Source organism: Sedimentitalea sp. XS_ASV28 (genome assembly GCF_041224545.1).
Classification (GTDB): domain Bacteria; phylum Pseudomonadota; class Alphaproteobacteria; order Rhodobacterales; family Rhodobacteraceae; genus Sedimentitalea.
In genome coordinates this window covers 1-12,659 of the sequence record NZ_JBGFGP010000050.1, presented here as the reverse complement: position 1 = coordinate 12,659, position 12,659 = coordinate 1, and the positions used below count along the sequence as shown (strand labels likewise).

Annotated in this window: 11 protein-coding genes and 1 pseudogene; 11 read left to right on the top strand and 1 reads right to left on the bottom strand. The window is 64.5% G+C overall.

The window, feature by feature from the left end; all coding sequences use genetic code 11:
• The first annotated feature begins 718 nt into the window (after positions 1-718).
• The 8 genes from istA to AB9K34_RS01570 all read left to right on the top strand — a co-directional run bounded on the left by istA (position 719) and on the right by AB9K34_RS01570 (position 8,742).
• Positions 719-1,516, top strand: coding sequence for an IS21 family transposase (istA, locus tag AB9K34_RS01605; protein WP_369952710.1), 798 nt, complete (start codon positions 719-721; stop codon positions 1,514-1,516).
• A gap of 454 nt (positions 1,517-1,970) precedes the next feature.
• Positions 1,971-2,681 (top strand): GntR family transcriptional regulator, encoded by a 711-nt coding sequence (locus AB9K34_RS01600; RefSeq protein WP_369952709.1) that lies wholly within the window; start codon positions 1,971-1,973, stop codon positions 2,679-2,681.
• 3 nt (positions 2,682-2,684) lie between these two features.
• Entirely contained in the window at positions 2,685-3,692 is a 1,008-nt protein-coding gene (locus tag AB9K34_RS01595) for an ADP-ribosylglycohydrolase family protein (RefSeq protein ID WP_369952708.1), read from the top strand.
• Positions 3,689-4,606: a PfkB family carbohydrate kinase gene (locus AB9K34_RS01590; protein WP_369952707.1), complete on the top strand. Its 918-nt coding sequence runs from the start codon at positions 3,689-3,691 to the stop codon at positions 4,604-4,606. Before AB9K34_RS01595 ends, AB9K34_RS01590 begins: the two co-directional genes overlap by 4 nt.
• 324 nt (positions 4,607-4,930) lie before the next feature.
• Positions 4,931-5,965, top strand: coding sequence for an ABC transporter substrate-binding protein (locus tag AB9K34_RS01585; RefSeq protein WP_369952706.1), 1,035 nt, complete (start codon positions 4,931-4,933; stop codon positions 5,963-5,965).
• Between the two features lie 82 nt (positions 5,966-6,047).
• Positions 6,048-6,911, top strand: coding sequence for an ABC transporter permease (locus AB9K34_RS01580; RefSeq protein ID WP_369952705.1), 864 nt, complete (start codon positions 6,048-6,050; stop codon positions 6,909-6,911).
• A complete protein-coding gene (locus AB9K34_RS01575; RefSeq protein WP_369952704.1) occupies positions 6,908-7,693 on the top strand; it encodes an ABC transporter permease in 786 nt (261 codons plus the stop codon). Before AB9K34_RS01580 ends, AB9K34_RS01575 begins: the two co-directional genes overlap by 4 nt.
• Positions 7,693-8,742 carry an ABC transporter ATP-binding protein gene (locus AB9K34_RS01570; RefSeq protein ID WP_369952703.1) on the top strand — a complete coding sequence of 350 codons (1,050 nt, stop codon included), beginning with the start codon at positions 7,693-7,695 and terminating at the stop codon, positions 8,740-8,742. The genes AB9K34_RS01575 and AB9K34_RS01570 overlap by 1 nt, the downstream gene beginning before the upstream one ends.
• A gap of 85 nt (positions 8,743-8,827) precedes the next feature.
• Here AB9K34_RS01570 and AB9K34_RS01565 read toward each other — a convergent pair whose 3' ends face one another.
• The gene (locus AB9K34_RS01565; RefSeq protein ID WP_369952702.1) at positions 8,828-11,011 is read right to left on the bottom strand and encodes a trehalase family glycosidase; all 2,184 of its coding nucleotides are present in this window, start codon (positions 11,009-11,011) and stop codon (positions 8,828-8,830) included.
• Positions 11,012-11,193: 182 nt separating this feature from the next.
• Between AB9K34_RS01565 and AB9K34_RS01560 the strand changes: the two genes are divergently transcribed.
• The 3 genes and pseudogenes from AB9K34_RS01560 to AB9K34_RS01550 all read left to right on the top strand — a co-directional run.
• Complete coding sequence (locus AB9K34_RS01560) at positions 11,194-11,646, top strand: RbsD/FucU family protein (protein ID WP_369952701.1); 453 nt, start codon at positions 11,194-11,196, stop codon at positions 11,644-11,646.
• A 4-nt stretch (positions 11,647-11,650) separates the two neighbouring features.
• A complete protein-coding gene (locus AB9K34_RS01555; RefSeq protein ID WP_369952700.1) occupies positions 11,651-12,193 on the top strand; it encodes a cysteine hydrolase family protein in 543 nt (180 codons plus the stop codon).
• Positions 12,194-12,460: 267 nt separating this feature from the next.
• A pseudogene (locus AB9K34_RS01550) lies at positions 12,461-12,659 on the top strand (hypothetical protein); the annotation flags it as partial.

Sequence of the window (12,659 nt, the reverse complement as noted above, 5' to 3'; positions counted from 1 at the left end):
CCACTCTTCCTTCGGCGTCGAGTTCTGTTTGTTGGCATCGGCCTCGATCAGGCTGGCGTCGATGGCCATCCTTTGCCCGCTGACCAGGCCCTCTTCGATACAGCGGGCCACCGTGGTCTCGAACAGGTGACCCCGATGCAGAAATTGAAAGCAGCTTAGATTCTACTGATGCGCCCCTCTCAAAATGGGGGGATTACCACTGTCGCTGCTACCCCAGTGATATCCAAGCGCAGTAATTAGTACGTGCTAAGAGGTTATTGGTCCGGTCCTTGTTTGGATCTGCCACGGAATTGTTCCGCTCCTTTGACTTGGTATTTTGCCACAAAGGAGAAACATCATGGCACAGAAACCAACCCCGGAATTCCGCGCCGAAGCAGTGCGCGTAGCGTTGACGAGCGGGCTTCCCCGCCTCTGTCCTGACGAGGCGCGCCGATGTAGCTCTTATGGCGGGGCGTGGTCCTGCGTGGGTCAGCCTGACGGGCGTGGGGAAACTGGCGCGCCGGGGAGGTCGGGGAGATTCTGCCCTGCCGATACCGGCGGGGTCTGGGGTCCGCCTTTGCGATCTGCGCTTATCAGGCGCGTCCTGGACGGGCCTCCGCGCTACCCCTTTCCAGACAGCTTCAAGATTTCCTTGTGAATCGGCATGCGAAGTTGACCCACTTGGGTGGGTTATGAGCGAGTAAAATTGACCCACCTGCCACGTTAGCATCCGCGCAAAATGGCGCGGAGGAAAGAGCAGGTGATATTGATGGAAAGTGTATCGAAGATCAGACTTTGGATTTTGCAGGAGGGTCGCAGCATCCGGTCTGTGGCGCGGGCAACCGGTTTGTCGCGCAACACGATCAAGAAGTATCTTAAGGACGACAACCCGCCAAGCTATCAGCGGCAAGCACCACCGGCTCGTCATAAGCTTTGTGATGGATTTGACACGCGGCTTCAGGAGCTCTTCGAGCAGGATCAAAAGCGTCCGCGCCGGGAGCGGCGAACGGCCGTGAGGCTTTATGAGCAGCTTGTGTCGGAAGGGTATACCGGGTCCTATTCGCCGGTTCAGCGTTTCGTCCGAGACCTCAAGCGCGCCGATGCCGGATCGGGAGAGGCGTTCATCCCCCTGCATTTTGCTGCCGGTGATGCCCTCCAGTTTGACTGGAGCGAAGAGCGCGTTGTCCTGGGCGGTGTCGAGCAGAAGGTGAAGGTTGCCCACTTCCGCCTGTGCCACAGTCGCAAGCCCTTTGTCGTCGCCTATCCCGGCGAGAGCCAGGAGATGGTGCTGGATGCTTTTGTGCGGGCGCTGTCCTTCTACGGCGGGGTTCCGCGACGGGTGATTATCGACAATCCCAAAACGATGGTGACCTATGTCTCCCGCTCGAAGGACCGGGTGTTCCATCCGCGGTTCCTGGCATTGATGAACCACTATGTCATGGAACCGGTTGCCTGCACCCACGCGTCGGGTTGGGAGAAGGGACAGGACCATCGAGAAGCGCCGCTTGTTGCACCGCCAGACAGCGGCATAGACTGAAACCCCAACGAGCCAGACCCTCCATTCGAGATCAGGCACTCGTGCTCCAAATCACCTGACGACGGACACATCAAGGGATCGAAAACCGAGCTGCTGAGAACACTCGCGGGTGGCCAGGCGTGGAAATCCACGGCGAATGTCGCTTGATCAAAGTTCACCATGCCAACTTGAAAACTCAGCGAGTTAAAGTGACAACACCCCAGCGCTGACTTGCGCTTCGCCGCCCACCATTTCACGGCCTCTGACATCGTCTCGCTCATTGCTATTCCCTTTCCTATAGCATGAGCAGGATTTCAATGGGTCGATACACTTGCATGCCTCTGATCTCTGATGTCTGACCCGGCGATATTGTCGCTTTCCGTTATCCCTACCGTGAGGGCATTCGCCCCATGTCCGCACTTGTCTGCTCCTGTCTGCTTCTGTACCTTCTTGGGTACCGGCGACGGGAGAATCCATGAAAGAGACGATTCCAGAGAGTAAGGCGGAGCGCGTGGCGCGGATCCTCGAGGGTGAAATCCGCTCGGGCACGTTGAGCGACGGCGCGGTCCTGTCCAGCGAACACAGCCTGGTCCAGCGCTTCGCCGTCTCGCGCAGCACGGTCCGCAAGGGGTTGGGGATCCTGCTGGACAAGGGGTTGATAGAGACCCGCGTCGGCATCGGGTCCTTCGTGACCTTCGGCGGTGAGCTGATCGACAGCCGCGCAGGCTGGAGCCTGGCGCTCTCGGACAAGGGGGCCCGGCTGGGGACGCGGATCCTGCTGATCGACCGTCGTGCCATGGACCTTGAGGCCTCGGATATTGTCCGGGGCGCTGAGGTGCTTGCCGTCGACCGAATACGCTTCCGCGAAGAGACCGGGCAGGCACTGTCGCTTGAGCGGTCACGGGTTCCGTGGCAGGCCGGGTTCCAACCGGTCCTGACCGAGGGCCTTGCGGGCGGATCCCTGAGCCGGACCATGGCGGCGCTGGGGCTCGTGCCTGCAGGCGGCGTGGTGCGGGCCACGGTGCTGACCGGCCTCACCGACGCCGATGCCGCCCTGATGGGCCGCCGGGCCGGAGAGCCGATGCTGCACCTGCAGCGTCTGTCCCGCAACGACGCGGGCGCCGTTGTCGAATATGTCGAAAGCCTCCTCGATCCCGCCGTCTTTGCCCTGCGAATGGAGTTCTGAGCCATGACCTTCACCGAGACGGCCCTGACTCGTACGCGTCTGTCCCTGGTCGGCCTTGCCTCCGGGGATGCGTTAGGCATGCCGTCCCAGACCCTGCCGCGTGAGAGGATCCGGGCGCTCTACGGGCGGATCACCGGTTTCGTGGCGCCCGCGGCGGAGCATCCGGTTTCCCACGGGCTGGCGGCAGCGCAGATCACCGACGATACCGAGCAGACCCTGCTGCTGGCGAAACGCCTGCTGAGATCCCCGGTCGATTTCGATGATCTGACCTGGGCGCAGGACCTGCTGGACTGGGAGGCCGACATTCGCGCCAAGGGGTTGAGCGATCTGCTGGGGCCGTCCTCCAAGGCCGCGATTGCCGCGCTGCAGGCCGGGACACCGCCCGAGGAGACCGGGCTGAAGGGCACCACCAACGGTGCCGCCATGCGCATCGCCCCGGTGGGCTTGCTGTTCCGCCCCGATGCCGGGCTGATCGCGCGACAGGTCGCCCGCACCTGTCGGGTCACCCATAACACCGGCGAGGCCATCGCCGCCGCGAGCGCCGTGGCCGCCGTGGTCAGCGCGGGGATCGAGGGCGACACATTCGACGCTGCGCTGGACCTGGCGCTGGCCGCCGCCCGGAACGGGCAGGAGCTGGGCGCGGCCTATGGCGAGCCCGACATAGCGGGCCGCATCGCCCTGGCGCTGAAACTGGCCGAGGCGGGGGACGAAGAGCAGCTGATCGCGGACATCGGCACCTCTGTCGCCAGCCGGGAAAGCGTGGCCATCGCCTTCGGCGTGATGAAGCTGCACGAGGGGGACCTGTGGTCCGCGCTGCAGGCGGCGGCCAATATCGGCGATGACACGGATACGATCGGCGCGATCCTGGGCGCCATGGGCGGGGCCACGGGGCTGACCCTGCCGCCCGCAGCCGAGGCGCAGGTGCTGGAGGCCAATGACCTTGAACTGGACGATCTGGTCCCCGCGCTGGTCGCGATGCGCGCCCGGCTGGCCGAGGAGCAGCCCGCATGAGTTGCCTGCTGCAGATGAGCGCGCCGGTGGTGGACAGCATCTACACGCTTTCAGCCTTCCCCGTGCGCGGGAAGGAGGTGGCCGTGACCGGGCATGAGATGGCTGCCGGGGGCGGGCTGAACGCCATGGTCGCCGCGCGGCAGGCGCAGATTGAGGTGCGGCTGGGGGGTAGCCTGGGCTCCGGCCCGCTGGCAGGGATGGTCGCCGCCGCGCTGAAGCGGCACGGTATCGATTGCGCCCGCCCACCGCTGGAAGGGTTGGACCAAGGACTGTGCACCGTGCTGGTGGAGCCGGACGGAGAGCGCAGTTTCATCACCCATACCGGGGCCGAGACCCATCTGGCGGAGGCGTCCTTGGCGGGGATCGCGCTTGAGGATGTCGATTGGGTCATGCTCTCCGGCTATTCGCTGCGCGAGGGTCCCGATGGTGCGGCACTGGCTGGCTGGATCGCGGCGCTGCCCGCGCGGATCCGGGTGCTCTTCGATCCCTCTCCCATAGTGGCCGAGCTGCCGCAGTCGCATTTGGCCGCCGTGCTGGGCCGAGCCGACTGGATCAGCGCCAATGCGGATGAGGCCCAGGAGCTGCACCCCTCCGCCGATGCAGCCGCATGTGCGCTGTCCCTGGCCGAAGCGCGCAGCGGCGTGGTCCTGCGGCAGGGCGCCGAGGGCTGTCTGCTGGCGACCGGCGGCAACGTCACCGCGATCCCGGCCCACCGGGTCGTGCCGCTGGACACCAATGGCGCGGGCGATGCCCATATCGGCAGCTTCATCGCCGAGCTTGCCCGCAGCGGCGATCCGCTGCGCGCCGCGCGCTATGCCAATATCGCGGCTGCTCTTGCCATCACCCGCAAGGGTCCCGCCACGGCGCCCGCCCGGGCCGAGGTTGAGGTCCTGCTGACCGATCCGGTGGGCTGAGCCATGGCTGCCACGCCGAAGGCGCCAGGGATGGCGTCGCAACATGGACGATCCTGCAAGACAGCCATTTTCGGCCTTTTTTCTATACAAACAAAAATTGGACGGGAGGACATCTAGTACATAAGCAAATCAAGAACCGAAGCCCGAAAGATCGGGGCATTGTTCTCAGTTCTGGAAGCATCCCGCAAATTGCCATGCATCCGCCTCTTCGACCGGATCGACCTCTGAAGGGGCAGACGGCGAGGCTACGTCGCAGTACAGACAACTGCTTCACGCCAGAAAGCGGGTTTGACAACAGCAGACCAACCAAGATGGAGACATCAGATGAACCATACCAAATCCCTGGTCGCAGCGCTGGCGCTGCTGGCAAACGGCGCAATGGCCGACGAGATCCGCGTGCTGAACTGGCAGGGCTACGGCACCGACCAGGACTTTGCCACCAAGCCCTTCGAAGAGGCCACCGGCACCAAGGTCATCCACGAATACTTCAACTCCGAACAGGAGATGCTGACCAAGCTGCGCACCAACCCGGGCGCCTATGACGTGGTGCTGATCAACACCTCCTTCTTCCCGGACGTGATGGCAGAGAACCTGCTGCAGCCCATCGACCTGTCGAAAGTGCCGAATTACGCCGATGTCGCCCCCGATTTCGCCGCCAACCCGGCGATCAGCAAGGATGGGGCGCATTACGGCGTGCCCTGGGCCTGGGGCCTGACATCGATCGCCGTGAACACCGGCGTGGTGAAGGAGATCCCGACCTCGATCGAGGTGCTGTGGGATCCGAAATATGCCGGTCATGTCTCGATCCGCGATGACGCGCTGGAGGCGGTGCAGCTGGCGGCGCTGGCCACCGGCCAGAACATCAACCAGATCGACGACCTGGACGCTGTGAAGGAAAAGCTGGGCACGCTGATGCCGCAGATCCGCACCTTCTGGGGTTCGGAAAACGACTGGAACCAGTATATGGCCGCTGGAGAGATGGACGTGGCCAGCTACTGGTCCGGTTCCGCAGCACGTTCGCAGGCCGCTGGCCTGCCGATCGAGTTCGTGGTCCCCGTGGAAGGCGCCATCGGCTGGCTGGATGCACTGGCCGTGCCCGCCACCTCTGAAAATGCGGACGCCGCCCTGGCCTTCATCAACTGGATGATCGACCCGGCCTTCTACGTGGAATGGGACAAGAACGGCGCCCCGGCCTCGGCCAACACCGCCGCCGCCGCCGCCCTGCCGGAAGAGGCGTTCAACCGCCGCATCCTCGGCAACCCCGAGGTCGCAGCCCGCGTGCAGTTTATGGCCCCCGTCGCCGAGGAAGACCGCAAGGCCTACCTGGAGCTGTGGCAGTCGCTGAAGGCGGCGCAGTAAGGCGGCACGGCAACGCGACGGGTCGGACGGCATGTTCGGCACGTCGCGGAACACCCGGCAAACGGCAAGGAGGGGTCCGCCCATGGCCAAGTTTTTCACCAAGGATGCGACCCGTGCGGCCGGCCTCCTTTCACCTGCCTATATCTGGCTGACGGTGGCGATCTTCCTGCCATTGGCCGCCATGCTCTACTTCAGTTTCCTGTCCGAAGTTCCCTTCGGGCAGGAGGCGGACTGGCACTATACCCTTGAGAATTACCGCAGCTTCTTCGCCTCCAATACCTATGTGACGCTGCTGTGGAAATCGATCCGGCTGGGGCTGACCGTCACGCTGGTTTGCGTGTTGATCGGCTATCCCTGCGCGCTGGTGCTGGCCAAGGTGATCAAGGGCCGCGCGCGCGAGGCGCTGTTCCTGCTGATCATCCTGCCGTTCTGGTCGAATTCGCTGGTGCGGATCTTCAGCTGGGCCATCGTGCTGCGCGGCAACGGAATCCTCGAGGTGGCGGTGAACTGGATCCTGCCCTTCGATGTGCGGCTGGGGCTGATGTTCACCCCGACGGCCGTGGTCATCGGGCTGGTGCACAGTTACCTTCCCTATGTCATCCTGACCTCCTACCTGGCGCTGCAGGCGATCGACGACAACCTGATCGACGCCGCGCGCTCCATGGGGGCGAAGAAGCTGACGATCCTGTGGCGGCTCATCCTGCCGCTGTCGCTGCCCGGCCTGCTGGCGGGATCGGTGCTGATCTTCGTCCCCGTCGTCGGCTCTTTCATGGAGCCGCGTATCCTGGGCGGCCGCTTCGGCACCTATTTCGGCACGGTGATCGAGGATCAGTTCGTCGCCGTCTTCAACTGGCCGCTCGGCGCGGCGCTATCCTTCATCCTGCTGGCCGTCGTCCTTGTGATTCTGGGCGTGGCGAGCCCCATCCTGCGGAAGGCGCGGACATGAGCGGTCGCTGGCTTGGACTGATCGGGCGGCTCTGGCTGCTCCTGATTCTGGTGTTCCTCTATGCACCGATCTTCATCATGGCGCTGATGTCCTTCAACGCCTCGCCCTTTTACCAGCTGCCCTTCCAGTTCTCGATGGACTGGTACCACGCCCTGGCAGAGAACACGGCGATCAAGACCGCCGCCGTGCGCTCCGTGCTGATCGCGATCACCACGACAGCCATTGCCACTACGCTGGGCACGGCGGCTTCTCTGGCGCTCTTCCGCTACAGCTTCCCGGGAAAGACCGTGCTGCAGGCGCTGCTCTTCCCGCCGATCGCCATCCCCTGGCTGATCACCGGCACGGCGATGCTGATCTTCTTCTATGGCATCGGCCTTGGGCGCGGTACGCCGTCGGTCCTGATCGGCCACGTCGCCCTGGCTCTGCCTTACGTTATCGTGGTAGTCACCGCGCGGCTTTCGACCTTCGACCGGACTCTGGAAGAGGCGGCGCGGTCGCTGGGCGCCTCGGCCTGGACGGTCACGATGCGGGTCACGGTGCCCTGGATCCTGCCTGGCATCATCGCCGGGGGTCTCTTCGCCTTCGCGGTCAGCTTCGACCAGTTCGTGGTCTCCTACTTCCTGTCCGAGCCCGGCGATGCGACCCTGCCCGTGCTGATCTACACCTCGATCCGACAGGGCTTCACCCCCGAGATCAACGCGGTTTCGACAATCATCATCATCGTTTCCATGGCGATCATGCTTGTCGCCGCCCGGTTCTCTAACTTCGGAGGAGATCGCTAATGGCCGAGGTTCTCGTAGAAAACATCACCAAGACATTCGGCAAGATGACGGCGCTGGACAATGTCTCGATGGATTTCCCGGATGGCGGTTTCTTCGCCCTGCTGGGCCCGTCGGGCAGCGGCAAAACCACCCTCTTGCGTACCATCGCCGGGTTCATCCTGGCGGATAGCGGCCATATCCGGATCGGCGGCACCAACGTCGAGACGGTGCCGGTGGAGAAGCGCGACATCGGCATGATGTTCCAGAACTATGCGCTTTTCCCGAACATGACCGTGGCGGACAACGTGGGCTTCGGCCTGCGGGTGCGCAAGGTCGGTGCGGTCGAGGAAAAGCGCCGCGTCGGCGAGGCGCTGGAGCTGGTGCAACTGTCACACCTGGGTCACCGCAAGCCCGGCGAGCTGTCGGGCGGGCAACGCCAGCGGGTCGCGCTGGCCCGGGCCTTCGTGACCAATCCTCGGGTTCTGCTGCTGGATGAGCCGCTCTCGGCGCTCGACAAGGCGCTGCGGGTGGACATGCAGATCGAGCTGAAACGAATCCAACGCGAGATCGGGATCACCACGATCTTCGTGACCCACGACCAGGACGAGGCGCTGACTCTGTCGGACAAGATCGGCATCCTGAAGGATGGCAAGATGGTCCAGTCCGGTGCGCCCCGGGAGGTCTACGACAACCCGGCGAATATCTTCGCGGCCGAGTTTCTGGGCGAGGCCAACGTTCTGCAGGGCACCCGCGAGGGCGGCGGCCTGCGGCTGGCTGATGGCCGGATGATCCAACTGCCGGGTTCCGCCGGCGGTGCCGAGGCGATCGCGATCCGTCCCGAGAACCTCTCGATCTCGCTGACCGAGCCGACGGAGCCGGGCATCGGCAGCCTTCAGGGCGAGATGGTGCAGCGGGTCTTCGCGGGCGCCGTGACCACCTGCGTGGTGCAAGCCGCCGGGCGGCGGATGAAGTCCGTGGCGCTGGACCGGCACCTGCCGCAGGTCCCCGAAGGCACGCCGGTCTGGTTGACCTGGGAGGTGGACCGCCTGACTCCCATCGCCAAGGGCTGAGAGCTTCGGACCGCCTCTTTCACGTTTGCTCACAAGAAAACCGGCAGCACCGGGGAGTGCTGCCGGTATCCGTTTCGGAGTGGCGTCAGGCGGTGGCCTTGGCCGGTGCGAAGGTCACATCCAGCTTGCCGCCGGCGGTCAGCGCAAGTTGCCCGGCCTCGATGGCCAGCGGCGCGCCGTCCAGCCTGGCCGAGACGATCTGCCGTCCGCAGAATTCCAGCGTCACCATGGCGGTGATGCCGGTCAGGTCGGCGGTGAAACCGTCGGTGCCGAAGGCGGGATTGCCGAGGGTGGGGGCTCCGGTGCCGGTCAGGACGGGGTTGCCGCCGATCAGAAGGGTCCAGCTGTCGCCCTCGCGGGTGACCTCGACTGTGCCGAGCTGGCTTTGCAGTGGCCCGAAATTGTGCTTCACCCGCGCCGGGTTGATCTGAAGCCCGCCCCAGACCGTGTCCGACACCACCTGTAGCACCGAAAGCGTCGGTAGCAGCGCGCCCCAGGTGTAGAAGGCATCAGTATCGGCCTGGTCGCGGATCTCACCGGTGACCGAGCTGTAGTTCTCACCGCACTGGCGCTTGTCCCAATGGGCGGCGAACATGGTGGCGCCCTTGTCGGCCAGGTCCGAGGCCTCTGCCACGCGGCCATGGCGCATCAGGCCCTGGTAGACCCAGTAATTCAGAGGCGCCCAGGCACGGCCGCGCCAGTAGACGTTTTCGTGATAGGCGGGCTGGTCGCGAGGGGCAGAGGGCAGGATGTAGCGGCCGCCGAACTTGTCTTCGGCCAGGAGGTAATTGTCGATCAGCGACTGCAGCTGCGCCTCGGTCCCGATCCCGGCGGCCAGCGGGTAGAAGGAGGTGGGCGCCAGCGCCTGCACGAAGCGGCCGTCGAGGCGCCGGTTGGCGAAGACGCCGCGCGTTTCGTCCCATAGCCAACTGCCGATCTGCACCTTGTGGCGGGCGGAACTTTCGGCCAGCTCGGTCGCCTCGGCCTCAAGCCCCAGCAGGGTGGCCATGTGCGACAGGACTTCGCCGTCCAGCGCGAGGAGGGAGTTCAGGCCCACGTCCGCCGATTGCAGGAGGCCCGTTTCAGGATCGAAATCGGCCTCGTCATGGACGGCCATATTGTCCATGGAGCTTTCGTTCTTGGCTGCCAGCCGGGTGCCCTTGTAAAGCCCGTCGCCCTGGTCGGCGCTGGTGCCATAGGCGACCAGCCGGGTTTCGCCGAGGCTGCGTTTCGCCCACCACCATCGGTGGTTGGCCAGCAGCTTCGGGAAGGCCCAGCGAAGCACGTCGAGATCATCGGTGCTGCGGTAGAGCTGCCAGAGGACGTGCGAGCCGATGGGCAGCTGGGTGCGGTCCAACCAGGCGTCATTGCCGGTGACGAGGCATGGGAAGTTGCCCGCCGGGGTCTGCCATGCAAAGACCGCCTCGATATTGTCGCGGGCCTTGGCGGGGTCGATCATCGACCACATCAGCGCGTGGAAGAGGTTGTCGTTCAACCAGACGCCGAAGCCGCCGAATTTCTTGACGCTCCAGTTGCGGGTGAGCGCGGTGTAGGGCCGGTCGTTGATCCTGTCCATGACATGGTTCCAGGCCAGGACATCGTTGACCGCCTGCAGCGCAGCCTGGGGGTTGCAGGCCAGGTCGGTATCCTCGGGCAGTGAGTCAGAGGCGTCGAAAGGCTCTTCCGGCTGGCCGTCACGGGTGACGGTGACCTGCATCTGCGGCATCTCGTCGAGGTTGAAGCGAAGGGCCAGGAAGCGGCCGGTGGTTCCGCGCGAAGCAAGGTAGAAATAGCCCTTGTTGTCGAACTCCGCGATCAGCCCCTCCACATCGTCATGGACGGTGACGAGGAAGGGTTTTTCGGCGCAGCGGATGCGCATGATCTCATCGCCGACGCGGGCCAGGGTCTCGCCCGTTTCGCGGTCATAGGTGAATTCCGCACCCTCAGGCCCGCTTAGGGAGATCGAGACCCAGTAGCGCAGGCCCCATTCGCCCGTCGCCCGGCAGGTCCAGGTCAGGTCCAGTTGGTCTTCAGCCGTGCGCCGGCAGGCCCAGTCGAGCTTGGTGTCCTCATGATCGGTGCTGAAGGCGATGTGCCCGTCGCGCATCCCCCGCCTGCCGTAGCGCAGCAGGTCACCCGCAGGCAGGGCTGTGGCCGCATTGGCGCGGTCCGAATAGAGCACCGGCGTCACACGGAAGCCCGAGGGGAGGTGCGTGAACTCTGCCGGGCGTTCAGCCGTCCATGTGCTCCAACCAAAATTATCCGACATCTGACCGACCTTCTGCTGCGCTGTTCGAAGTGGTGATTGCCAGTCATCTTAGAACCGGCAATATTATTCGTATAGAAACAAGTTTGATCCGGGGGAGCGATCCTGCAGATGCGGCGTGCTCCGCTTGTCCAGGCGGCAGTTGCATGGTTTTGTGGCACCCAGGTGCCGGGAGAGAGGGCTTCATGCTGAAGGGAATTGATCCGCGTCTGAGCGCGGAACTGCTATACGTGCTGCGCGCGATGGGGCACGGGGACATGCTGATCGTGGCAGATGCGAATTTCCCCGCAGCCGCCGTGGCGAAGCAGACCGTGCATGGGGAACTCCTGCGGATGGATGGGGCCACCGCGCCCGAGGCAATCGGGGCGATACTGTCCGTCATGCCACTGGACACTTTCGTCGAGGATGCCGCCGCGCGGATGGAGGTCGTGGGTGATGCCGCGGCGATGCCCATTGTGCAGCAGGAGGCGCTGGCCAAGGTGAAGCTTGCCGCCGGTGCGGACCGAGCGCTGATCCCGGTGGAGCGTTTCGCCTTCTACGAACTGTCAGAGCAGGCCTATGCGGTCGTGCAGACTGGCGAGCGGCGCTTCTACGGCTGCTTCATGCTGCGCAAGGGCGTGATCGGGCCGGAGGAGTGACGGAATGTCGATGGATGACTGGCTGCTGGTGATCGACATGCAACCGGGCTTCGGGGATCCTGCAAGCCCCTGGTGCGTGCCCACCTACGAGGCCTGCGCGGCAAAGGTCGGCGCCCTGGTCGAGGCTTTCTCGGAGCGGGTCCTCTTCACCCGCTTCGTGCCGCCGGAGGAGCCCGAGGGTGCCTGGGTGGATTACTACCGCAGCCATCCCTTCGCGCGGGAGCCCGGGAATGCGGGCCTCTGGGATCTGGATCCGCGCTGGAGCGGGCGAACCTCGGTCGCCAGCCACAGGTTCTCGAAATGGCGGGAGGCCGAGGCGGTGCTGCCTGCGGGCGCGGGGCTGGTGATCTGCGGCGTGGCCACGGATTGTTGCGTGCTGGGCACGGCGATCGAGGCCACGGATGCGGGGCGGTCCGCGCGGCTGGTCACCGATGCCTGCGCCGCCGGCACCGCTGTGCTTCATGACGCGGCGCTGGTCCTGCTGGCCGATCGCGCGCCGGTTTTGACATTCAGCGACACCGCGCAGGAGGTTGTCGCCAGCCGGTGATCACTGCCCTCGGCGCGCCGGACCCGACGGCGGATCGTGTTGATCCGTCCGACCGGGTCTTCACTTGCCACCCAAGCCGCGCTCCGCACCGCAAGCCTTTGAGCGCGCCGGATCGGAAATCGCCGTCGATGGACTGCGGCTGAGCACCGAGGTCTGCCGTACAGGGAGCGATCTCTGCGGCAAGGAACCAGGATCGTGCCTGTCCGCGAGGCAGATCCGCACCGCGCCACCGCGCGGGCTCTGTCGCAAACTTTCCGTTTCCTTTGGATTTGGAAATCTGTCAGCGTTGCCGGAGTGTTTGTGAGGAACGATGGATTGATTGTGCTCAATGGTGCGCATTATCCGAAGCCGGCGATCCTGCATGCGGTGTTTTTCTATGTTCGCTATCCCGTCTCCTACCGAGACCTCGAAGAGATTCTGGCCGAGCGGGGATTCACCTTGGACCATGCCACGCTGAACCGCTGGA